Genomic DNA, 24,620 nt, shown 5'->3' on the forward strand with positions numbered 1-24,620 from the left:
AGCAGGAAACAAAGCAATAAATATGTTTTTCATAAGAACCTTAATTTCTTTTTTAAGAGATGATGAATATCGAGATTTATTAATTACCACACTTATAATAATTTTCTCTGGAACATTCGTTTATCACTACCTAGAAGGATGGAGTTATATTGATTCTTTTTATTTTTCGGTTGTTACATTAACTACTATTGGATATGGTGATTTTTCACCGCAAACCGATGGAGGAAAATTATTTACAGTTTTGTATATAATTGTGGGTATTGGAATGATTCTAAGCTTTATTAATACCATTCAGCATCATTACACTTATATGAAGCATAAAGAAAAAAGGGAAATTTTAAAAAATAGAGCATTTAAAAAATCTGAGGATAAAATGAATGCTCGAATTGATAGAAAAATTGAAGAAATGATGGAAGAAAAAAAGGAGCAATAAGCTCCTTTTTTTTATTTCTTGTAAAATTTCTTGTATTTAAAATAGGAAATTATGCTTAAAAATAACACTGTCGCAATAGAATAGAAAATAAAATCTGGTGTTACTACTTTATCACCACTTGCATATGAATGAAGTCCCGATAAATAAAAATTTACCCCAAAATAAGTCATTAAAATAGAATAAAAAGCAAAAATACTCATTACACTATATATCCATTTATTTTTTAAGCCTGGCACAAAACGCGCATGAATTACAAAGGCGTAAACCATAATACTAATTAAAGCCCAAGTTTCTTTTGGATCCCAACCCCAATAACGACCCCAACTTTCATTTGCCCATTGACCTCCTAAAAAGTTTCCAATAGAAAGCATTACTAAACCAACGGTAATTGCCATTTCATTGATATAACTAATTTCATCAATAGCTAATTTCATTTTCTTTTTGTTTGATTCATTTGTAAAAATGATTAACAATAAAGCTACTAAACCTAAAATCATTCCTAAAGTAAATGGACCATAACTCGCAACAATAACCGCAACGTGAATCATTAACCAGTAAGAATCAAGAACTGGAACTAAGTTTGCAATCGCTGGATCCATCCAATTCCAATGTGCAATCATTAAGATCATAGAAGCTACAAAAGCAGTTGACGCAACTGTAAGTTGTGATTTCCTTCCAAAGGCTAAACCAAAAAACATGGTTGCCCAGCCTACATAAATCATACTTTCATAGGCGTCACTCCAAGGTGCATGTCCTGAAATATACCATCTAGCAATTAATCCTAAAGTATGTAAGGCAAAGAAAAATCCAATTAATACATGGAAAAACTTAACAGCATTTTTAACTAAAATTGAATGTGTAAACAACTGAACTATTGTAAAAATTAACATTAAAACTCCAGCAATCATGTACAAATAGTACAATTTTTTAAAAATATCGTACTTATTATATGTGATTTCTGCTTTTACTTTATTTTCAGATGGCATTATTTTAGCACCATACATTTTTTGATAACGCCCTAAACCAACCAATAAAGAATCGGGTGTATTATAATTTTTTGTTTCTGTTGATTTTGAAACAGCATCTAAATAATAAGGAATTAAATTTTTGATTTTGTCTAAATCGGTACCTGTTGTTTCGTTTAATTCTAGAAATGAAACCCATTTATTACCTGGATCATTTGGTATTGGGTAAACTCTAAGTATTTGTCCGCTTAAGGCATTATTTAATAAATTAACTCTTTTATCAATTTCAATAAAGTCCTTTTGGAACTGATTTGGCACAGTTGCTTTGAAAGCTTCATCTAAATAAGGTGATAGTTTATAATTCCCTTTTGCATCAAAGAAACTTAGTAAATTCGCATACTTAGCTTCTTTTTCAATACCAATAATTTTTCTTAAACTATCGTTTCCTCTTTTTAAATAAACTATTGGAATATTAAACCAATATCTTGGAAATTGCGTCATTGAAATAAATACTTGATCAGCATTCATTCCGTTATAGGTATCGCTTTTTGAAACTTTTCGTAATAACTCAGATGAAAATGTATTAATAGGTTTCATTCTTCCTCCTGCATCTTGGATAATTACATGTCCAAATTTAGCAGCATGCTCTTCTGAGACTTTATACTTTTCAATTATTTCACTTGATTTTGCAACATTATCTTCTATATGATTATGTCCTTGTGAAAATCCGTTGAATGAAAACAAGAAAAACAAAATCATTAAACTGGCCTTTTTTGCTTTCACTTTATCTAATTTTCTTTTTAAATCTCCAAAACGCGTGTTTTTATCAAACAGAATAACCATTAATGCAAAATACAATAAAAAATAACCTATATAAGTTACCCATGTTCCTACTGCATCATGACTTACCGATAGCACAGTTCCTTTTTCATCTTGATCAAATGAAGCTTGAAAAAACCTAAACCCTCTATAATCTAAAATATTATTCATGAAAACACTGTCTTTAAAAGTGTTTTTCATTTCAGTATCTATAACTTCTAACTTACTTTTAAAAGAAGCATAACTTTTTTCAGTTCCTGGTTGTTTTTCAGCAATAAAATCATCTACTTTTATGCTAAATGGCAAATTATAAACTTTACTTCCAAAAAACAAAGTAAATTCTAAATTACCCAATTTAACTGTCTGTGGAATTCCTTGTTTTCCTTTGGACCCAACTAAAGTTAATGTTTCTTCTAAACCTTGACTTTTTACTTTTACAACTAAAGCATCATCTGTTTGCTTATCTTTATAATCGTTATTTGACTTATAAGTAATTTCACCTTTTTCTACTGGTTCAGGAAATACAAATTGAGAACCTGCAATATTATATAAAGAACGAAGCATCAATGGCTGAACAGAATCTTTTACAACATTTCCTTGCATTTTATCTGCCATTCGCATAAAATTCCCCTCAAATGGAGTTTGAATTAAATACGCTCCTTCTATATTTGAAACATTAATCGCTCCTTCTGTATATTTATTAAAAGCGAAAAGTACATTATGAATATTTTGAACTTCTCCTTCTTTTAAATAATGTTCATGACGATTTCCGTCACCAGATTCAACCATTTTAAAATACTGTATTCCATTTTCAGAAGGCGTCACTGTTTCGCTAGCATTCATAATAAAATCTACGTATTCAATTTCAAATGGAATTTTATTAAATTCATTTTTAATCGAAAAGTCATTACTAGTTGCTTGAGAAAAGTATTGATTGTGTTCAAATGATTTACGCTTCATTTCACCTTTGTAATCTCCATCAACAAATGCTGTTAAAAAAGTTTTGTCCGAATAAAAAACATTTTCAGTTGCTCCTTCTCTAATTGGCATTAATCCTTCATAACTTATGTAACGTGTTATAAAAGCACCAATCAATATGAAAATAAAAGACAAATGCACTAAAAGTGTTGACCATTTTTCCTTTTTATACAATTGGTATCTTTTAATATTTCCACAAAAATTAATTACAAAAAACACCATAATAGCCTCAAACCACCAAGCATTATATATTAGAATTCTTGCTGTTTCAGTATTGTATTCATTTTCAATAAAAGTTCCAGTTGCCATTGCAATAGCAAATCCAATAAATAAGACTGCCATTAAACGTGTAGAAAATAAGAAAGCGTATATTTTTTTATCCATTTTAGTGTAGTAATTGTAAAACGGTTACAAATGTACTTAAAAAGAAAAACTTTTAAATAAGTTTAACAAAGCTTTACTCAATTTTAAGAAACTTAAAATCAATACAGCATTTTAATTTCTTTTAAATCAAATTCTTTTATAGAATCATCATCTAAAATCACTTGAAGTTTTCCGAATTTAGATACACCTTTAATTATACCCATAAACTTATGATTATCAATGTCTAAAAAAACAGAAGGTATGCTTTTCTTAAATAAATAATCATGATATTCTTTCCAAAAATCTTTCTTAACACTATTTGCAATTTGTGTACAATGAAATTTTAATTGATGATGAACTTCTGTTAAAATTAAATCTTTATCAAACTCCTTATTATTTAATATTGCTAAAGATGAGGCTTGAGGTAAATTATCAAAATAAAACTGATTAACATTTAAACCAATACCAACAATTGAAACAATTTCATTATTACCTTTAAAAATATTTTCAATTAATATGCCAGCTATTTTTTTTTGGTCTGACAGAATGTCGTTTGGCCATTTTATAGCTAAATTATTTATTTTAAATTTTTCAAGCGCTTTTATAATTGAAATAGAAACTAATGTATTTAAAATAAAAACGGACACACTCTCTACAATCACATCTTTAACCAACACGCTAAAAGTAAGGTTCTTACCTGCTTCTGAATTCCAAACCGCACCAACCTGACCCTTACCTTTTGTTTGATTATCTGTACTTACAATTGTGAAATTTTCTACATATTGATTCATAATCAACTCCTTTAAAAATGAGTTGGTAGATTCTATGGCATTGAGTTTGATTATATTCATTTAGATAAAAAAGCAAAGAAAAAATTTAATCTTTTGTTAAGGTTCAAATTTAAAGACAAAAAATGATAACTTTGCATAAACATAAAAAAATTAAATGAGTACTAAAAATATAAGTAACGACGATTTATTAGCCAATATCATAAAAGGAATTGAAGATGTAAAAGGAGCTGATATTAATATTTTAGATTTAAGAGGGATAGAAAATACAGTTTGTGATTACTTCGTTATATGTAATGGAAATTCTAACACTCAAGTAAATGCCATTACAAGTTCAATTCAAAAAGTAGTATCAAAAGAATTAAAAGACAAACCTTGGCATGTAGAAGGTAGTGAAAACGGAGAATGGGTTCTTATGGATTATGTAAACGTAGTGGTCCATGTATTTCAAAAACATATTCGTGAATATTACAACATTGAAGGACTATGGGGTGATGCAAAAATAACTTCTATAGAAAGTAAATACTAAAAAAACATGTCAGACAACACTAAAAAACCTAAGTTTAAACTTAGTCCTTGGGCAATTTACGGACTAATTATAGGTGTATTTTTACTTATTAATATATTTGGAAATGGTTTTGACTTTAACAGTCCAAAACAAACTACATTATCTAAATTTTATCAATATTTAGATTCTAATCAGGTTGAAAAAGTTGTTTTTTCAAACACTAAAGCCTCTATAATATTAAAAAAAGAAGCTTTAAACAATAAAGAACATTCTAAAGTTAAAGAAGGGACTTTTGGAAAAACAAACGAAAAAGGTCCACACTATATAATTGAAACTGGAAATAGTGAAATATTCCAAAAAACACTTGAAGAAGCGAGACAAAAAGGATTAATTTCAGATTATGAAAAAGAACCCGAAAGTGCTTGGGGTGAAGTAATATCATTATTACTTCCTATTATACTTATCGTAGGACTTTGGATATTCATGATGAGAAGAATGTCTGGTGGTTCTGGAGGTGGCGGAGGACAAATATTTAATATCGGTAAATCGAAGGCTAAATTATTTGATGAGAAAAACGACGTTAAGATTACTTTTGAAAATGTAGCAGGACTTGAGGGAGCAAAAGAAGAAATTGAAGAAATTGTAGAATTCCTTAAAAATCCAGAGAAATACACATCTATTGGAGCTAAAATACCTAAAGGAGCATTATTAGTTGGTCCTCCAGGAACGGGTAAAACATTACTAGCAAAAGCAGTTGCAGGTGAGGCTAAAGTTCCTTTTTTCTCATTATCTGGTTCAGATTTTGTAGAAATGTTCGTAGGAGTTGGAGCTTCGAGAGTACGTGATTTATTCAAACAAGCAAAAGAAAAATCACCCGCAATTATTTTTATTGATGAAATTGATGCCGTAGGTAGAGCTCGTGGAAAAAGTAATATGTCAGGCGGAAATGACGAGAGAGAAAATACATTAAATCAGTTATTAACTGAAATGGATGGTTTTGGAACCAATACAAATGTAATTGTACTTGCAGCAACAAACAGAGCAGATGTTTTAGATAAAGCATTAATGCGTGCTGGACGTTTTGACAGACAAATTTATGTTGATTTACCAGACGTTAGGGAACGTAAAGAAATATTTGAGGTTCACTTAAAACCTATCAAAAAAGAAGAAGAATTAGATACTGAATTTTTAGCAAAACAAACTCCAGGTTTCTCTGGTGCAGATATTGCAAATGTTTGTAATGAAGCCGCTTTAATAGCTGCTCGTAAAGATAAAAAAGCAGTAAACAAACAAGATTTCTTAGATGCTGTTGATAGAATTGTTGGTGGATTAGAAAAGAAAAATAAAATTGTTACACCTGCAGAAAAGAGATCAATTGCTATTCACGAAGCAGGTCACGCAACAGTTAGTTGGATGCTTGAACATGCGTCTCCTCTGGTAAAAGTAACGATTGTTCCAAGAGGTCAAAGTCTTGGAGCTGCTTGGTATTTACCAGAAGAACGCTTAATTGTACACCCAGAGCAAATGCTTGATGAAATGTGTGCAACTATGGGTGGTAGAGCTGCTGAAAAAGTTATTTTTAATAAAATTTCAACAGGTGCGTTAAGTGATTTAGAAAAAGTTACAAAGCAAGCACGTGCTATGGTTACAATTTATGGTTTGAATGAAAAATTAGGAAATATAACTTATTATGATTCATCAGGACAAAGTGAATATAATTTTTCAAAACCATATTCTGAAGAAACTGCTCGCATAATTGATCAGGAAATTTCTGAATTAATAGAAGGTCAATACGACAGAGCAATTAAACTTTTAGAAAACAACAAAGACAAATTAAACCAATTAGCTGATATTTTAATAGAGAAAGAAGTTATTTTTAAAGATGACTTAGAAGCTATTTTTGGTGAAAGAAATTTCAATAAAGAAATAGAAACTCCTATTGAAGAATAGACTTTAAAGTTTCTAAAAATATTTTGTATAAAAAATCTTAGTTCTTCTGACAAAAGAACTAAGATTTTTTTTATCTTTGATACTTACTATAATTTACCTGCTAAAGATAAATGAGTCTTTTTAGAAAATTTTTTGGAAGTTCCAGTGATTCCTCAAATAGTGACAAGGACAAAGAACAAAAAAGTCCTTACACTCCTGAGGAAAATTTACCTGTGGACGAAATGTTTACACGCAATTTTCAAAAAAATGGGGGTAAATTTATTTATTGTGAAAATATAAATGAAGTTTCTGATAATTTTTTAAATATTTTAGAGGAAAATGATTGGTTTGAATGCAATGTAATGTGTTTTGACGATTCATTAAACCATTTGCTTAAAGATAATAAACTTGACGTAACTAAAAACATTGATGAAGCTCAATTTTTACTTTCATCTTGCGAAAACTTAGTTGGAGACGAAGGTTCCATTTTATTTTCATCAAATCAAATAAAATCATATAAGCCAAATGAACTTCCTATAAACATGGTCGTTTTTGCTAAAACAAGTCAAATAGTTTTAAGTAAAGGAGATGGTTTGCGCTACATGAACAAAAAATACAATAAAGAATACCCTACAAATATTACTACAATAAAATACTTTGAAGAAGTAAAAGACGAAGATTTTTTACATTATGGAAGTTGCCATAAAAACCTTTACTTACTTCTGTTAGAAGATTTATAGTATGAATGAAACTTTAAAAAGAGCTCTTTCTGGAGCAGTTTATATAATTTTATTATTAAGCTGTATTTTATATTCTAAAGAAAGTTTAGCTATACTTTTTTCTATTTTATTGGTTTTTGGTGTTTATGAATTTGCAAAGATGACATCTGTAAATTTTTATGCAGGTATACTAATTGCAGGAGTTTGCTATTATTCTTTTCACAATCAATCACATAATATTTTAATCAACAACACTATAACTATATTTACCATTATAGTTTCAATTAGGTTGTTGTATTTTTTATTCCAAAAAAGCGATAAAGAGTTTGATGTAATTACACAATACATTATTTTAATTGGTTATATCATATTTCCGTTTATTTTAACAAACTATGTTCCTATTGGGGTAAAAGGTTATAATTCTGATATCCTAATTAGTATAATTGTATTAATTTGGACAAATGATACATTTGCTTATTTAGTCGGTAAAAACTTTGGAAAAAACAAACTATTCCCTACAGTTTCCCCTAAAAAAACAATTGAAGGATTTGTTGGAGGGTTAATTTTCTCAATAATTTGTGGAATATTATTAGCAAAGTATTTTATAGAAGTAAAACATATTTATTTTTGGATAATTATTTCTATAATAGTTAGTATATTTAGTACTTTAGGAGACTTGATTGAGTCTAAACTTAAAAGAGTTGCAGGAGTTAAAGATAGCGGCACAATAATGCCCGGTCATGGAGGAATTCTAGATCGTCTAGATAGTATTATATTTGTAATTCCATTTATTAATTTGTTTTATTTAATTTTACGTTATGTTTCATAAAGAAGGTTCAAAAATAATTTTTATTACACTTTTATTAGTAGTGGGTGTGATTTTTTTAAGCGATGCTTTTATTTCTATTATATGGCTAAAAAACATAGTTATATTATTAGCAATATTCTTTTTAGTAATGATTTTACAGTTTTTTAGAAACCCAAAAAGAGAAGTTGACAATAGCGACAACCATATTCTTGCACCAGTTGATGGTAAAGTTGTGGTAATTGAAGAAGTATTTGAACCAGAATACTTTAAAGACAAAAGATTAATGGTTTCAATCTTTATGTCTCCAATAAATGTACACGTAACACGTTATGCATTAAATGGAATTGTAAAATACAGCAAATATCATCCTGGAAAATACTTAGTAGCTTGGCACCCAAAAGCTAGTTTAGAAAATGAAAGAACTACTGTAGTTATAAACAATAGAGTTTATGGAGAAGTAATGTACCGACAAATTGCTGGTGCTTTAGCTAGAAGAATTATAAATTACGCTGAAGAAGGAATGAGAGTTGTACAAGGTAAAGATGCTGGTTTTATTAAATTTGGCTCAAGAGTTGACTTATATTTCCCTATTGGAACAGAAATTAATGTAAAATTAAATGATATTGCTACAGGAGGGAAAACTGTAATCTCAAAGAAAAATTAATGACTAAAGAAGAGTTAGAAATATTATTTGATGAAGCGTTTAACAATGCTCAACTGATTCCACAAGATTCTGTGCCACAAGATTTACAATTAATCTTATATGGTTTATATAAACAGGCTACAAGTGGAAATACTAAAAATGTGTATTTTCAAAATAACCAAGACATAAGAAACGCATTTAAACTTAACGCGTGGATGCAAGTAAAACACTTATCTATTGAAGAAGCAATGGAGCAATATATTGAAATCATTAATAATTTAATGAAAGAACGAAACATATGAAATTTCAATTATTAATTATTGCTTTCCTTTTTATTTCATGTAAAAATGACAATAATTTAGTAGAAGTTCAAATTCCAGAACCAGAAGTTATTGACCAAAAGACCTCTAACTTTGGAGACCCTAATGACGTAAAAACAGAAACTGGACCTTTTGAATTAGTTCAATTGAACTATAAATTTGAAGATTTTGTACCAAATTTAGACGGAAGAACAATTGAAACTCATTATTCAAAGCATCTTTTGGGTCATGCAAACAAATTAAACAAAATAGTCACAGAAAATAAATGGTCTAAAAAAACTAAGATTGAAGACATCTTATTAAATTTAGACATAAACAATTTAGAATTAAGAAAAAGTGCAGGTGGTTATTATAATCATAATTTGTTTTTTGAAAATTTAGCACCAAAATCAAACTTAAAGCCAAGCGACACATTAACAATGGCAATCGATAAAAATTTTGGTTCATTTGAAGCTTTTAAACAAACATTCATTGCGACAGCATCTAATGTTAATGGTTCTGGGTGGACATGGTTAATCCTCAATAAAAAAGGAGATCTAGAAATTATTACTACAGTTAATAACGACAACCCCTTAATGAAAGACGCATTAATAAAAGGAACCCCTCTTTTTAATATTGACACTTGGGAACATGCTTATTACCTACAATACCAAAATAGAAAACTAGAATATTTAAAGAAAGTCTTCGAATTATTAAATTGGGATTTAATCAGTAAAAAATTCGAATCGTTATAAATAAAAAAAGCTCTGAAATATTTCAGAGCTTTTTTATTGTATTAATTTGAATTATTATTTTTCAAATTGTTTTAATGTACTAGTAATAATAGAAACACAATCTAATAATTGTTCTTCATTCATAACCAATGGTGGCGCAAAACGAATAATATTGCCATGTGTAGGCTTAGCTAATAAACCATTATCTCTTAAAGCCATACAAATATTCCATGCAGTATCACTGTCTTCTGTATCGTTTATTAAAACCGCATTTAAAAGCCCTTTCCCTCTTACTAAAGTAGCTATTGAACTTGTTTCAATAAATTTAGCCAACTCAGATCGGAATAATTCTCCAAGCTTTCTTGCATTTTGCGCTAAACTTTCCTCATTAACAACATCTAAGGCAGCCATAGCAACAGCTGCAGCAATTGGATTTCCTCCAAATGTAGAACCGTGCTGTCCTGGTTTAATTACATTCATTACTTCATCATCAGCTAAAACTGCAGAAACTGGATATGCTCCACCTGAAAGTGCTTTTCCTAAAATTAAAATATCTGGCTGAACGTAAGTAGCTTGTTTCTCACACTTAGATTCACAAGAACAGTTACCACAAACAGCCAATAAAGAACCCGTTCTTGCAACACCTGTTTGAACTTCATCTGCAATAAATAATACATTATTTGCTTTACAAAGTTCTTTCGCTTTTGCTAAATATTCTTCACTTGGCACATAAACTCCAGCTTCACCTTGAATAGGCTCAACTAAGAATCCTGCAATGTTTTTTGAAGATGTAATTGCTTTCTCTAAAGCATCTAAATCATCATATGCAATTTTAATAAATCCGGCAGTATATGGTCCAAAATTTTTACGTGCATTTTCATCATTTGAAAATGAAATAATAGTAGTTGTTCTACCGTGGAAGTTATTCTCACAAACAATTATTTGCGCTTCATTTTCAGCAATACCTTTTACTTCATATGCCCATTTTCTACAAATTTTCAAAGCTGTTTCTACTGCTTCTGCACCTGTATTCATTGGTAAAACCTTATCGAAACCAAAGTATTTTGTTATATATTCTTCATAAACACCAAGTTTATCATTATAAAATGCTCTTGAAGTTAATGTTAATGTTTTGGCTTGCTCCATCATTGCGTTAACAATTTTTGGATGACAATGTCCTTGGTTAACAGCTGAATAAGCAGAAAGAAAGTCGTAATATTTCTTACCTTCTACATCCCATACATATACTCCTTCTCCTTTACTTAAAACTACTGGTAATGGATGATAATTGTGCGCTCCGTACTTGTCTTCTAATTTAATTACTTCAGCTGAACTTCTTTTCTCTAAAACTGACATACTCTTTAATTTTTATTGATTTTTGTAATCTCAATTCCTTCTTTTGGAGAGAAATCATCCCTATTTTAGCAAAAATACAAAATGAAAGTATTTTTATAAAGAAAATGGAAACATATATTTAAAAAAAATCACAATAAATTAATATTGTTTAATTAATCAAAATAAACATTTATATTTGGAAATCAATTGATTATGATTCTACTATGATTAAAAAAATACTCTTTACTGTTTCCCTGTTATTTAGTTTTCTTTTTGCAAATTCGCAAACTTGGGAAATCACTCCAAATAGCCAATTTGAAAAACATTTTGAAGAAGCGTATGCTACTTACCCTTCTATACCAAGAGGAATATTAGAATCTATTGCATATACTAAAACCCACATCCAACACATTGAACCAGAATATGGCGTTCCAAGTTGTACAGGTTTACCTTTTCATTTTGGCGTTATGGGTTTAGTGGAAGATGGTAAAAACTATTTTAGAAATTCCTTATTAGAAGTTGCTTCTATTTCAAAATATACTATTGAGGATATTAAATTAGATCCAAAAATGAATATTCTTGCATTTGCAAAAGCATATGATGCTTTATTAGAGTTGAATAATTTAAGAAACCAAGCTGTTCAAAATCATAAAATAGTAATTGACGCTTTATCAGAAATTCCAAACAATCAAAACGCAGCAAACAACTTTGCTTTTGACACGCAATTATATTCGATCTTTAAAAATTTATTAGATTCTAAATTTCAGGAAGCGTATAATTTACCTAAGTACAGTTTTAGTTTAGAAGCCATTTTTGGTGGAGAAAATTTTCAAATACTTAATTCTTCAAGCGTTTCAATTGAAAACAATCAAATTAATGGTAGAAATTACAATTCAACATACAATCGTTTAGCACCGCCTTGTAACGATGTTTCTGGAAGCTTTCCATACACGGTACTTTCTGCGGCAGCTGACCCTTCTAATTATAGCTCAAGGGGAACTGCTACAATAACACACGTAACTATTCACACCATGCAAGGCTCTTATGCTGGAGCAATTTCTTGGTTTCAAAACCCTCTTGCAAATGTTTCTGCACATTATAATATGCGAGCATCTGATGGGCAAATTACCCAATCTGTTTGTGAAATTGATAAAGCTTGGCACGTAAGTAATTCTAACCCTTATGCTGTAGGTATTGAACATGAAGGTTATATTGACGACCCAACTTGGTACACAAATATAACCTATCAAGTTTCTGCAATTTTAACTAAAGATATTGCTGCAAGAAATGGAATCCCAATTATTAGAACGTATGATAAAAATGGCGATGTTGGTGTGAATTCAATTAGTGATGGCTGTTTTAAAATTAAAGGACACCAACATTTCCCATCGCAAACACATGTTGATCCAGGTCCGTTTTGGGATTGGAATCGATATTATGATTTAATCAACGATGTTGCAAGTGCAAATACTGTAAACTATACTGTTTGTAGCGGAACAATATATGATTCTGGAGGTGCAGGTGGAAATTATGGTAGTGATGAACGTGTTTTTTATAGAATTGCACCAACAGGAGCAACAAGTGTAACCATAAACTTTAGTTCTTTAAATTTAGAAACTAACTACGATTACTTATATATTTATGATGGCGATTCGCATAATGACCCATTACTTGCAGTTTTAAACGGAACAACTTTACCACCAGCAATTACAGCAAATAGCGGAAAAATGCTAATGGAATTTAGAACAGATTGCGCAACGGTAGCTTCTGGTTGGGTCGCAAATTATTCTTGTAACACATCAGCTGTTGCTTGCGAAATGCCTGTAGGATTATCCCAAAGCAATATGAACCATAATAGTGTACAGTTAAATTGGAATATTGTTGCAGGTGCTTTAAGCTATGAAATCTCTTTTAAACAAACATTAGAATCAAGTCCTACAATTTACACATCAACAACGAATAATATCGTAATTTATGGTTTAGCAGCTGGAGCGCAATATATTTGGACCGTAAAATCGGTTTGTGGAGCTGGCGTAAAATCAGTAGCTAATTCTAATGAGTTTACGAATACAAGTATAATTACAAATGTTGTAGACACTAATTGTTCAGGAACATTTACGGATACTGGTGGGATTTTAGGAAACTATCCTAATAATCAAAATTACACCTATACCATTTCTCCAACGGGAGCTTCATCTGTAAATCTATCTTTTAGTGCTTTTAACATAGAAAACAATTACGATTTTATTTATATTTATGACGGACCAACAACTGCTTCTACTCTATTAGGAACTTATACTAATACAAATACACCTCCAAACATAACATCAAGTGGTGGAAGTTTAACTATAAAATTTACTTCGGATAATTCAACAGTAAAATCAGGATGGATTGCAAATTGGAATTGTAATACATCTTGTAACTTACCTAGTGTTCCAACTTTATCCGTATCTCCAACAACAGTTTGTTCTGGAGAAACGAGTACAATTACAATAACTGGAAACTTAAATGACGCCACGGCTTGGAATATATATTCTGGTTCTTGTGGAGGAACTTTAGTTGGTTCAACTACAAATTCAACTTTTAATGTGAACCCAACTTCTACTACAACATACTATATTCGTGGAGAAGGAGCTTGTGTTTCGGGTGGATCTTGTGCATCTTCAACAATTACAGTAAATCCAGCTCCGGAAATCAACATTACAGGAAATGGTAATTCTATACTAATTGGCGATTCTACTCCATCTACAACTGATAATACCGATTTTGGGCTTATCAATAGTACTACAATTACTAAAACATTTACTATTGAAAACATAACAGGCGCAGCAGATTTGAACATTAGTACTATTGTGGTTTCAGGTACAAACTCAAGTAACTTTACTATTGGGAACATTACTTTACCAAAAACAATAACAGTTGGAAGTTCTACAACTTTTACTGTTACTTTTACCCCAACTGATATTGGTTCTAGAACTGCAATAATTACAGTAAATAATAACGATTGTAATGAGAGTGCTTATAATTTTACAGTTTTAGCAAATTTAAATTGCGGAGACATTACAACTACATGGAATGGATCTAGTTGGAATAATGGAAACCCTGCATTAACTAAATCTATTATTTTTAGTGGGAACTATAATTCAACAGGAAGTGTTTTAGGTTGTTCTGCAACACTTAATTCAAATGCTCAAGTTACCATCAATACAAATCATACTTTAATTTTAAATGATGCTATTAATGTTAACTCAGGTTCGTTATTAACCATCGAAAATAACGGAGCACTACGCCAAGTAAATGATGTTGCAAACATTGGAAATATTGTTGTAAAAAGAAACTCATCTCCTATGATTAGATTAGATTATACCGGATGGTCTTCACCAGTAGCCGGACAACAATTACAAACTTTTTCACCAAATACTTTATCCAATAGGTTCTATGAATATTTATATACTGGAACAACAACAGCAACTGCATTTCAAGTTGTAAATTCAAATACTAACTTTTTATCTGGAAAAGGTTACTTAATTAGAGCTGCAAATAATTGGTCTGCTTCTACTCCAACAAATTTTAATGGAATTTTTAATGGAATTCCTTCAAATGGAACTATGAATATTTCTGTTGGACTTGGATACAATTTGCTTGGAAACCCGTATTCTTCGCCTATAAGCGGAAATTCCTTTTTAGGTCAAAATCCATCTATAGATGCGTTATATTTTTGGACACATACCGCTGCTGCATCTGGAGGAAGTTATACTGTAAACAATTATGCATCATATACTACTTTAGGAGGTACAGCAGCTGCCGCAGGTGGACAAACACCAAACGGGATAATTAATACAGGTCAAGGATTTTATATAAATAAAACTATAGCTGGTGGTAATATAATTTTTAAAAACAACCAAAGAATAAATGCTTCTGCTAGCTCTCAATTTTTTAGAACAGAAGAAAATGAAACTCATCGTTTTTGGCTGAATTTAAATAACAACAGTAACAACTATAATCAAATATTGATTGGTTACACAGAGCTTGCTACTAATAATATAGATTCTCAAATTGATGGTAGAACCTTAGATTTATCACAAACCACTTTATACAGTTTAATTGACAATGAAGAATTTGTTATTCAAGGTAGAGGTTTACCGTTTACAAATGAAGATATTCTTCCTTTAGGGTTAAAAATAGATACAGATGGGAACTATTTTATTTCTTTTGAAAATGCAGACGGATTATTTATAAATCAAGACATTTTTATTAAGGACAATCTAACAGCTACTATTCATAATGTAAAAATGAGTCCTTATCAATTTTATGCAACTATAGGCACATTCAATAATAGATTTGAAATTATTTTCAAAAACTCTATTTTAGGAGTTGATGACTTTAATTTTACTGGATTACAAATATATTCTTCAAATGAAGTAATTACAGTTCGTTCAAATAATGAAGAAATACAAGAAGTATTGGTTTTTGATATTCTTGGCAGAAAACTTTATCACAAACAAAATGTAAATTCTAATGAATTAGAAATCAAAAATTTAACCAGTCAAAAACAAACACTTTTAGTCAAAGTTAAAAGTGCAACCAATAAAGAAAGAACAGTAAAAGTAATTTTCTAAATAAAAAATCCGGAAGTAATTACTTCCGGATTTTTTATTTTATGTTCTTTCGTTATACATTTCCAACAATTTAGTTATAGTATTCCAATTCCTTATAGTTGCCGTAACACTTAATTTCTTTTCAATATATTTTTGATCAAACTTAGTCTTCCCTGCTCCTACTGCATACTTAATAAAAATTCTAGGTCCATCAATTTGTGCAGCATCGGGTTTAACCATGCTCATTTTTAAATCATTTATAGAGCCTTCAAACAATTCTTTTGAAATAAAGGCAACGTAAAGTTTCTTAGTATCAACCTCATTCTCATTTAAAAATTGATTGTTTTTAAAACAAGCTTCTAAATCTGATTTTCCAATTACAACCGTAGGCACTTCATGACCAAAAGTTTTAAAAATTTCTTGTTTTATTTTGAAACCTACAGTTGGTGCGTGTTCCTCTTCTGTATCTACAAACACATTTCCTGTTTGAATATAGGTTTGTACATTTAAAAAGCCAATTTTTTCTAATGCTCTTTTAAGCGCATCCATTTTCATCATATTGTGTCCAGAAACATTTATTCCGCGAAGTAAAACCAAGTGTGTAATCATGACTTATAGTAAATTTGCTATAAAAGTAAAATAATTTATTAAAAACAACTAACAATCCTTATTTTTGCGTCATGGGAAAGAAGAGAACAGAAAAAATCGCTTTTGAAAACGTAGAAGTTCTAGACGCAGGAGCGAAAGGTGTATCAGTAGCAAAAGCACCAGATGGAAAAGTAATATTTTTACCTAATGTAGTACCTGGTGATGTGGTTGACATACAAACCTTAAAAAAACGCAAAGCCTATTACGAAGGTAAAGCTACAAAAATACATACCTATTCTAAAGATCGTACTGAACCAGTTTGCGAACATTTTGGTGTTTGTGGTGGTTGCAAGTGGCAAAACATGAAGTACGAAAAACAATTGTTTTATAAAAATCAAGAAGTTTTTAATAACCTGAAACGAATTGGTAAAATAGAATTACCTGAATTTGAAACTATTTTAGGTTCAAAAGAACAATTTTTCTATCGTAATAAAATGGAATTTGGTTTTTCAAATGCTCGTTGGATGACCGATGCTGAAATTCAATCGGGAAAAGAATTTGATAATAAAAATGCCCTTGGATTTCATATTCCAAGAATGTGGGATAAAATATTAGACATTGAAAAATGTCACTTACAAGCAGACCCTTCAAATGAAATTAGAAACGAAATACGTGCTTTTGCAAATGAGCATAACTTAACGTTTTTCAACCCAAGGGAACACAGTGGTTTTCTTCGAACATTAATGATTCGTACTTCTTCAACAGGTGAAATAATGGTATTGCTTCAGTTTTTTGAAAACGACAAGAAGAATATTGAATTAATTTTAAACTTCTTAGGCGAACGTTTTCCTGCAATCACTTCGTTATTATATGTTGTGAACAACAAAGCAAACGATACTATTTACGACCAAGAAGTAGTTTTATTTAAAGGTCGCGAATACATTTTAGAAGAGATGGAAGGTTTACATTTTAGTGTAAATGCAAAATCTTTTTACCAAACCAATTCTGACCAAGCTTATGAATTGTACAAAATAACTAGAGAGTTTGCTGGTTTAACCGGAAACGAACTAGTTTACGATTTATATACTGGAACAGGCACAATTGCTCAATTTGTTTCTAAACAAGCCAAGAAAGTAATTGGTGTAGAAGCAGTTCCTGATGCTATTAGAGATGCAGAAGCAAATGCTGTTCGCAATAACATTACTAATTGTGAGTTCTTTGTAGGAGACATGAAAAATGTTTTTAATGATGAATTTATAGCACAACACGGACAACCGGATATTATTATTACCGATCCACCAAGAGACGGAATGCATAAAGATGTGGTGGCACAAATTTTAAAAATTGCTCCTGAAAAAATAGTTTATGTAAGTTGTAACAGTGCTACACAAGCACGTGACTTGGCTTTAATGGACGAAACTTACAAAGTAACTCGTGTACGTCCTGTAGATATGTTTCCGCAAACGCATCATGTAGAAAACGTTGTTTTGTTAGAAAAAAGAAAATAATTTGGACATGAAAAAATATGCCATTCTTACACTTATAACTTTATTTGCTTTTTCTTTTTGGAATTGTGAGAAAGATGACATTTGCGCAGACAGTACTCCTTCTACACCTAGAGTTGTAATTGAATTTTATGATGCTGCAAATCCTACAGTTTTAAAAACAGTCACTAATTTAGGAATAATTGCTCCTGGATTTACGGAAGGTTTTGGTTTTAATGGAGTAAGTAAAATAACAGTTCCATTAAAAACAACTGATAATACTTCTTCACTTCAATTTATTGAAAACGGTAGCGATGCTGATAGTGTAAATGACAATGTAGACGAAATAACATTCAACTACACTCGTCAAGACATATATGTTTCAAGAGCTTGTGGCTACAAAACCAACTTTACGCTTGACGCTGCAACTGGAGCTGTTTTAACTGCTGATGCAAGTAACTGGATACAAAGTATAACAATTGAACAAATAACAATTGCAAACGAAAATGAAACACATATTAAAATATACTTTTAGTCTTCTTTTTGTATTGTTTTCAATTGTTGGAAATGCGCAAAAAAAAGACACTACAAAAATCGCTCAACGATACGGTTTACGTGTGGGTGTAGATTTACAACGATTAACTAAATCGTTTTATGATAAAGATTACAAAGGTTTAGAAATTGTAGGTGATTATAGAATTACTAAAAAATTCTATATCGCTGGAGAATTGGGTAACGAAGACAAAACAGTTGATGACGATAGGTTTAACTTTACAACAAAAGGAACTTATTTTAAAGTAGGTTTTGACTATAATGCTTATGAAAACTGGCTAGACATGGAAAACATGATTTACGCCGGAATGCGTTATGGAGTAAGTAGTTTTAGCCAGACTTTAAACACCTATACCATTTATGACCCAACGAATTATTACGGAGAAAACACAATTGTTTCTGGCGAAAAATTTAATGGACTAACTGCAAGTTGGATTGAAGTTGTAGGTGGAGTAAAGGCAAAAATTATAAACAACTTGTATTTAGGATTTTCTGTACGTTTGAATTATTTAGTTTCAAATAAAAAACCAGACACTTTTGATAATTTATACATTCCTGGTTTCAATAGAACCTATGATGGAAAATTTGGAGCTGGTTTCAATTATACGTTGAGTTACATGATTCCGCTTTATAAAAAGAAGTAATTGTAAAAGATCACCTAGACAAATTCATACTTCTGTATTTTATTCAAAAATTCAAAAGATTACGTTACATTTGTATTCGATTTGTTTTGGCTCACCTCAACAAGCCATAACTGTAAAAAGTTAACCATCCTTATAAATAACTAGCGCAACAACACTTAATTTAATTATTATTTCGTGGGTTATAATTCAATACTTTTACTAAAAAAAATATTTTATACAATTTTAAATCATGGCAAAAGAACCTATACGATTAGAAAAGACTTGTCTTAATTGCGATCATTTGGTTCAGGAACGCTATTGCCCCAATTGTGGGCAACAAAATACTGAAACACGTAAAAGTTTTCATTATATATTTACTCATTTTTTTAAAGACTTAACACATTATGATAACGCTTTTTGGAAAACTATCTTTAATTTGATGTTTAAACCTGCAGCATTATCTAAAGCTTATATTTCAGGAAAACGCTTACTCTATTTGAATCCAATACGCCTTTATCTTTTTATCAGTTTCATTACCTTTTTTATATTATCGGTATTTTCTCATGAAACTAATGAAGTTAAGGATGTAAAGGAAATTCCAAAAGAAGAGGTAATAATTCAAACCGACATAACTTCTGTAGATTCAATACATATTCAAGATAAAAGTATTGACGGTCTAACAGATATGGGCGTTATCTCTCAAGATAACAATGATACTATTAAAAAATTTTTAAGCGATACCAAAGAGGTTAATTCTAAAAAAATTGTAAACTTAGGTTTAGAAAATATAGTTGAAGTGGATTCTTTGCGAAAAACAGGTTCCAAAAACATAACAGCTAACTCAACAAAGTACTGGTTTATTAAAAAATGGCTTACAATTGAGGAGGAAAAGACAGAAGAAGAAATCTTTAAAGAGTTTTCAATGGCTTTTAATCTAAACTTACCTAAGATACTGTTTATTTATATGCCTGTTTTTGCTTTTATTTTATGGCTTTTTCATGATAAAAAGAAGTGGTTTTATTTTGACCATGCAATATTTACACTACATTATTTTTCTTTTCTGCTTTTAATGATATTAGTACTTTTCTTTATCGATAAGTTAAAGCCATTGTTAAATATTTATCCTGTTTTAGGCTGGGTTCATTTCAGTTTAAAAACTTTTGGATATGTATTTATGATGTATTACTTTTTTCCTGCACATCGTCGTTTCTATGGAGATAAATTTTTACTCTCTTTTTTCAAAAGTACGCTGGTATATATCATTAATTTAATAGCCTTTAGTACAATAATGGTGCTATTCAGTTTATATACTTATCTAAATTTAAACTAAATGAAGTTGAATTATTAAAAAAAACAGAATACCAATTAAACTGTAAAAAAGTGAACTAAAGTTGAGTAGTATAAAACTACTTCACTTCCTTCACCCCTTTTATAAACAAGTCTTTTATGAAAAGTTTCTTGCCTTCTTTGATTTTACTTTTTTAACTTAAAGAATATAAAAAAGCTTAATAAAAAAAGAGCCTAATAAATATTAGGCTCTTTTTAAAAACTTAATTTTATGCTTAATCTATATCTTCTAAAACGACAACATTTACTGTTCCAGTAATTGTAAGTTCATTATTAGAGTCATTATTAGCACCATCAACTACAAAAGAATAATCAAATCTCAATCTATTTGTAGTGTCATTAAAACTATAATTTGTAACTGTTAAGTTACTTATTCCGTAAGTTATAGGGTCATATAATCTATAATAATCACTCAATCGAAAATAAGTAAAATCATCTGCAATAACAGCGTAATCATTTACTGCAAAATTTTCTAATGAAATAGATTCAGTAGCTAAACCTGCATCAGTAACATCTAAATAAAACTCTAGATAAGTTTCTTGATAAGTATCATCTGGAGCACTTAAAAAACGTCCAACATAAAATTCCAAATTATCTCCACTTCTATACATTGAGTTGTAATCATCAACATCATTAGTAGGAGTAAATTTAAATACTTCAGATTTAGTAAAAGGTAAGTTGTCTGGTCTAGTTCCGTCAAGAGATATAGAAATAGAACCATACTTTGTTAAGTCTGCGAAACCTACACCATCTCTACCGTCTTCACCTGAACATCCAACTGCGAAACTAGTTGCTATAACAATAGCAGTAACTTTAGTTAATTTTTTTAATAAGTTTGTCATTTTTTATTTTTTTTTATAATTAGTCAGTGCAAAACTACAAAAAAAATGTTAAAAAAGATAAAAATATTGATTTTAATTAACTTAAAAGGTTTATTTATTATCAAAAATGTAAAAAAATAAAATTTACTTAACCTCTTTAACACCTTTTATGAATAACCATTTTACGAATAGTTTTTCGCCATCTTTGGTTTTAATAGCTTGGTATTTTGGTGCTATTAATACCGAAATCATAAAAGCTGTTCCAGCAATCCATAAACCAACTAAATTAGTAAAATTCATAACTAATAAATACGTTGGCACATAAATACCTGTAAATCCTAAAAAGTTATATAAAAAGGCTTTAGTTTTTTTGTTCATTTTTCTATTGTTGATTTTGTTACTCGTTGAATATTTCTGAATTCTAAAACCTACTCTTCCTCTTCTTTATTCATATACTTTCCTTTCTTGCTACCTGCATACATTTCGTATTTCACAAAACGAGCTTCTAACTTACCGTTGAAAAGTTTAATTTTTCTTGAAGGACGCAATCCTACAAACTTCAAAGCATCTAAATTACCCGTTATTAGCCAAGCATTTGTATTAGAATAACCTTGTTTTAAAGTATCACCAATTTCTCTATAAAAACGTTCCATGTCAATATCTAAACGTTCTCCATAAGGCGGATTGAAAACCATATGTAAAGGTCCGTCTGTTTCTTTTTCAGTTTCAAAAAAGTTGGCTTGTTTTATGTTTATATACTCCGATAAATTGGCGTTTTGTATATTATCAATCGCTTTAGAAACAGCACTTGGTGCTTTATCATAACCTGTAATGGTATAATGAAACTCACGTGTTCTCTTTAATAACGATTCTAGAATGTTATCAAATAATTGACTATCCCAATCGCTCCACTTTTCAAAAGCGAATTCTTTTCTATTAATATTTGCTGGTATATTACAAGCAATCATTGCAGCTTCAGCTAAAATAGTTCCACTTCCACACATTGGATCAATAAAATGAGACGTTCCATCCCAACCAGAAAGCATTAACATTCCTGCAGCTAAAACCTCATTAATAGGCGCAATATTTGTTGCTGTTTTATATCCTCTTCTGTGTAAAGATTCACCCGAAGTATCTAAAGAAACCGTAACTTGATCTCTATCTATATGTACATGAATTCTTAAATCTGGAAAATCCTTATCTACATCTGGTCTTTTACCTTGATTGTCTCTAAATTGGTCTACAATAGCGTCTTTCGATTTTAAAGCAACGTATTGACTGTGGTTAAAATGATCTGAATGTAAAGTGGTATCAATTAAAAATGTTTGGTGTGCCGAAAAATAATCAGACCAGTCAATTGACTGAATTCCTTTATACAAAGCCACATCGTTAATAGCTTTAAATGTCTTAATTGGTTTTAATATTTTTAAAGCCGTACGCAAACCTAAATTTGCTTTATACATAAAACCTTTATCTCCTTCAAAAGAAACAACACGAACCCCTTGCACTACTCTTTGAGCACCTAATTGTGTTAATTCTTTAGCCAATAACTCTTCAAAACCAAATAAGGTTTTGGCAACCATTTTAAAATTCTCCATTATCAAAAATCAATTTCAATTGCAAAAACCAATTGCAAAATGTGTAAATACTTATAAAACCTAAATCTAAAAAACCTTAAATCTTGAAATTATAGCGCAAAAATACACTAAATTTGCAAGATTAATTGTCGAGAAAAAGAATAATGACTGAAAATAATAACACGCCTACCCAAAATTGGTTTGCCTCTTGGTTTGACACCTCTTATTACCATATTTTATATAAAGATAGAGACTATGAAGAAGCGCAGCAATTTATGGATAATCTTACCCATTATTTAAACTTACCTGAAGAAGCTAAAATATTAGACTTGGCTTGTGGTAAAGGGCGACATTCAATTTATTTAAATTCATTAGGTTTTGATGTTACAGGTTCAGATTTGTCTGAAAACAGCATCAAAGAAGCGTTAAAAGATGCAAATGACACTTTACATTTTAAAGTGCACGACATGCGCGATTCATTCGAAGAAAAATATGATGCCATTTTCAACCTTTTTACCAGTTTTGGGTATTTTGAAAGTGATTCCGACAATCTTAAAACTTTAATTTCAATTAAAGAAAGCCTTACCGAATATGGTTTTGCAGCTATTGATTTTATGAATGTTGATTTTGTAATTAACAACTTGGTTCCATCAGAAATTAAAACCGTAGAAGGAATCGATTTTCACATTAAAAGATATGTAAAAGACAATCATATTTTTAAAGAAATAGATTTTGAAGACAAAGGAGAAAAATACCATTTTACAGAAAAAGTACAAGCGCTTCGTTTAGCTGATTTTGAGGCTATGATGGAGGAAGCAGGTATTTACCTTTTAGATGTTTTTGGCGATTATAAATTAAAAACATTCTACAAAAATTCATCGGAACGTCTAATCATGATTTTCAAATAATGATCAACTCTATATACATACTTCCTTTATTATCAGTAATATTAGGTTATATAATTGCCATTTTCTTTCGTCCAAAAAGCAAAAGTAATTTAAAATTATTATTAGCTTTTAGTGGTGCCTTTTTACTTTCACTTACTGTAATGCATTTATTGCCAGAAGTATATGAAGCCGACTTACATCACGCAGTTGAGCATCATCACGAACATTCAAGCGCAATAGGAATTTATATTATGATAGGAATTGTGTTCCAAATCATTTTAGAATATTTCTCAAAAGGAGCAGAACACGGACACGTTCACGGACATGATAAAATGGAAACTATTCCGTGGTTATTATTTTTTAGTTTGTGTTTACACGCACTTTTAGAAGGAATGCCAATTAGTAATCACAATCATCTAGCTTACGGAATTGCCATTCACCACTTCCCTATTGCTATCATTCTAACTACATTTTTCAGTAATGCCTTATTGAACAAGAAGGCAATTTTATTTTTTATGGTTGTTTTTGCATTCATGACTCCATTAGGAACTATTTTATCTGAAAGTTTACCGTTTTTAAAAGAATATTATGCTCAAATTTCTGGAATTGTAATTGGAATTCTATTCCATATTTCATCAACCATTATTTTCGAAAGTAGCGAAGGCCATAAATTCAACTTGGCAAAACTTAGCGTAATTGTTTTAGGTATAGTATTGGCTTATTTTATTTAGTTTTTGAGTGTTCCCTCCATTTCATTTCGGACGGGCTTTCGGCTGCACAAGGTGCTTACCTCTATCCCTAACGTAAAAGCAACATTCTTAA

The 24,620-nt window shown here is 30.2% G+C and carries 22 protein-coding genes; 15 read left to right on the top strand and 7 right to left on the bottom strand.

What is annotated here, in order from left to right; all coding sequences use genetic code 11:
• Nucleotides 1–22 precede the first annotated feature (22 nt).
• Nucleotides 23–433 (top strand): potassium channel family protein, encoded by a 411-nt coding sequence (locus UXY25_RS05535; RefSeq protein WP_320815010.1) that lies wholly within the window; start codon nucleotides 23–25, stop codon nucleotides 431–433.
• A gap of 11 nt (nucleotides 434–444) precedes the next feature.
• Here UXY25_RS05535 and ccsA read toward each other — a convergent pair whose 3' ends face one another.
• Nucleotides 445–3,579, bottom strand: a complete 3,135-nt coding sequence (gene ccsA / locus UXY25_RS05540) for a cytochrome c biogenesis protein CcsA (RefSeq protein WP_320815011.1) — start codon at nucleotides 3,577–3,579, stop codon at nucleotides 445–447.
• A 98-nt stretch (nucleotides 3,580–3,677) separates the two neighbouring features.
• Nucleotides 3,678–4,409, bottom strand: a complete 732-nt coding sequence (locus UXY25_RS05545; protein ID WP_320815012.1) for a biotin--[acetyl-CoA-carboxylase] ligase — start codon at nucleotides 4,407–4,409, stop codon at nucleotides 3,678–3,680.
• Between the two features lie 94 nt (nucleotides 4,410–4,503).
• Between UXY25_RS05545 and rsfS the strand changes: the two genes are divergently transcribed.
• The 7 genes from rsfS (at nucleotide 4,504) to UXY25_RS05580 (ending at nucleotide 10,007) form a co-directional block, all read left to right on the top strand.
• Nucleotides 4,504–4,875: a ribosome silencing factor gene (gene rsfS, locus UXY25_RS05550; protein ID WP_320815013.1), complete on the top strand. Its 372-nt coding sequence runs from the start codon at nucleotides 4,504–4,506 to the stop codon at nucleotides 4,873–4,875.
• Between the two features lie 6 nt (nucleotides 4,876–4,881).
• Complete coding sequence (gene ftsH, locus UXY25_RS05555) at nucleotides 4,882–6,804, top strand: ATP-dependent zinc metalloprotease FtsH (RefSeq protein WP_320815014.1); 1,923 nt, start codon at nucleotides 4,882–4,884, stop codon at nucleotides 6,802–6,804.
• 110 nt (nucleotides 6,805–6,914) lie between these two features.
• Entirely contained in the window at nucleotides 6,915–7,523 is a 609-nt protein-coding gene (locus UXY25_RS05560; protein ID WP_320815015.1) for an LUD domain-containing protein, read from the top strand.
• Nucleotide 7,524: 1 nt separating this feature from the next.
• Nucleotides 7,525–8,331 carry a phosphatidate cytidylyltransferase gene (locus UXY25_RS05565; RefSeq protein ID WP_320815016.1) on the top strand — a complete coding sequence of 269 codons (807 nt, stop codon included), beginning with the start codon at nucleotides 7,525–7,527 and terminating at the stop codon, nucleotides 8,329–8,331.
• Complete coding sequence (locus UXY25_RS05570) at nucleotides 8,321–8,974, top strand: phosphatidylserine decarboxylase family protein (protein ID WP_320815017.1); 654 nt, start codon at nucleotides 8,321–8,323, stop codon at nucleotides 8,972–8,974. Before UXY25_RS05565 ends, UXY25_RS05570 begins: the two co-directional genes overlap by 11 nt.
• On the top strand, nucleotides 8,974–9,255 hold the full coding sequence (locus UXY25_RS05575; RefSeq protein ID WP_320815018.1) for an acyl-CoA-binding protein: 282 nt from the start codon (nucleotides 8,974–8,976) through the stop codon (nucleotides 9,253–9,255). Before UXY25_RS05570 ends, UXY25_RS05575 begins: the two co-directional genes overlap by 1 nt.
• A complete protein-coding gene (locus UXY25_RS05580; protein WP_320815019.1) occupies nucleotides 9,252–10,007 on the top strand; it encodes a superoxide dismutase in 756 nt (251 codons plus the stop codon). The genes UXY25_RS05575 and UXY25_RS05580 overlap by 4 nt, the downstream gene beginning before the upstream one ends.
• 54 nt (nucleotides 10,008–10,061) lie before the next feature.
• On the opposite strand, the gene rocD is transcribed toward UXY25_RS05580, so the two are convergent.
• Nucleotides 10,062–11,342, bottom strand: coding sequence for an ornithine--oxo-acid transaminase (gene rocD / locus UXY25_RS05585; RefSeq protein ID WP_320815020.1), 1,281 nt, complete (start codon nucleotides 11,340–11,342; stop codon nucleotides 10,062–10,064).
• A 203-nt stretch (nucleotides 11,343–11,545) separates the two neighbouring features.
• Here rocD and UXY25_RS05590 point away from each other — a divergent pair, with 203 nt between their 5' ends.
• A complete protein-coding gene (locus UXY25_RS05590; protein WP_320815021.1) occupies nucleotides 11,546–15,940 on the top strand; it encodes a CUB domain-containing protein in 4,395 nt (1,464 codons plus the stop codon).
• Nucleotides 15,941–15,979: 39 nt separating this feature from the next.
• Here UXY25_RS05590 and UXY25_RS05595 read toward each other — a convergent pair whose 3' ends face one another.
• Nucleotides 15,980–16,528 carry a DUF1697 domain-containing protein gene (locus UXY25_RS05595; protein ID WP_320815022.1) on the bottom strand — a complete coding sequence of 183 codons (549 nt, stop codon included), beginning with the start codon at nucleotides 16,526–16,528 and terminating at the stop codon, nucleotides 15,980–15,982.
• A 71-nt stretch (nucleotides 16,529–16,599) separates the two neighbouring features.
• Between UXY25_RS05595 and rlmD the strand changes: the two genes are divergently transcribed.
• The 4 genes from rlmD to UXY25_RS05615 all read left to right on the top strand — a co-directional run bounded on the left by rlmD (nucleotide 16,600) and on the right by UXY25_RS05615 (nucleotide 20,496).
• Nucleotides 16,600–18,015 carry a 23S rRNA (uracil(1939)-C(5))-methyltransferase RlmD gene (rlmD, locus tag UXY25_RS05600; protein WP_320815023.1) on the top strand — a complete coding sequence of 472 codons (1,416 nt, stop codon included), beginning with the start codon at nucleotides 16,600–16,602 and terminating at the stop codon, nucleotides 18,013–18,015.
• Nucleotides 18,016–18,022: 7 nt separating this feature from the next.
• Nucleotides 18,023–18,526: a DUF6452 family protein gene (locus UXY25_RS05605; protein ID WP_320815024.1), complete on the top strand. Its 504-nt coding sequence runs from the start codon at nucleotides 18,023–18,025 to the stop codon at nucleotides 18,524–18,526.
• Nucleotides 18,498–19,187: a DUF6048 family protein gene (locus UXY25_RS05610; RefSeq protein ID WP_320815025.1), complete on the top strand. Its 690-nt coding sequence runs from the start codon at nucleotides 18,498–18,500 to the stop codon at nucleotides 19,185–19,187. Before UXY25_RS05605 ends, UXY25_RS05610 begins: the two co-directional genes overlap by 29 nt.
• A gap of 229 nt (nucleotides 19,188–19,416) precedes the next feature.
• On the top strand, nucleotides 19,417–20,496 hold the full coding sequence (locus UXY25_RS05615) for a DUF3667 domain-containing protein (protein WP_320815026.1): 1,080 nt from the start codon (nucleotides 19,417–19,419) through the stop codon (nucleotides 20,494–20,496).
• Between the two features lie 232 nt (nucleotides 20,497–20,728).
• Here UXY25_RS05615 and UXY25_RS05620 read toward each other — a convergent pair whose 3' ends face one another.
• The 3 genes from UXY25_RS05620 to UXY25_RS05630 all read right to left on the bottom strand — a co-directional run bounded on the left by UXY25_RS05620 (nucleotide 20,729) and on the right by UXY25_RS05630 (nucleotide 22,932).
• Nucleotides 20,729–21,355, bottom strand: coding sequence for a hypothetical protein (locus tag UXY25_RS05620; protein ID WP_320815027.1), 627 nt, complete (start codon nucleotides 21,353–21,355; stop codon nucleotides 20,729–20,731).
• Nucleotides 21,356–21,478: 123 nt separating this feature from the next.
• On the bottom strand, nucleotides 21,479–21,712 hold the full coding sequence (locus UXY25_RS05625) for a hypothetical protein (RefSeq protein ID WP_320815028.1): 234 nt from the start codon (nucleotides 21,710–21,712) through the stop codon (nucleotides 21,479–21,481).
• Between the two features lie 50 nt (nucleotides 21,713–21,762).
• Entirely contained in the window at nucleotides 21,763–22,932 is a 1,170-nt protein-coding gene (locus UXY25_RS05630; RefSeq protein ID WP_320815029.1) for a THUMP domain-containing class I SAM-dependent RNA methyltransferase, read from the bottom strand.
• Between the two features lie 143 nt (nucleotides 22,933–23,075).
• Here UXY25_RS05630 and UXY25_RS05635 point away from each other — a divergent pair, with 143 nt between their 5' ends.
• Together UXY25_RS05635 and UXY25_RS05640 are read left to right on the top strand one after the other, a co-directional pair.
• A complete protein-coding gene (locus tag UXY25_RS05635) occupies nucleotides 23,076–23,819 on the top strand; it encodes a class I SAM-dependent methyltransferase (RefSeq protein ID WP_320815030.1) in 744 nt (247 codons plus the stop codon).
• Nucleotides 23,819–24,529, top strand: coding sequence for a ZIP family metal transporter (locus UXY25_RS05640; RefSeq protein ID WP_320815031.1), 711 nt, complete (start codon nucleotides 23,819–23,821; stop codon nucleotides 24,527–24,529). The genes UXY25_RS05635 and UXY25_RS05640 overlap by 1 nt, the downstream gene beginning before the upstream one ends.
• The last annotated feature ends 91 nt before the right edge of the window (nucleotides 24,530–24,620 follow it).

Origin of the sequence: Flavobacterium sp. (assembly GCF_034111225.1) — a bacterium.
In the GTDB taxonomy this organism is placed as follows: Bacteria; Bacteroidota; Bacteroidia; order Flavobacteriales; family Flavobacteriaceae; genus Flavobacterium.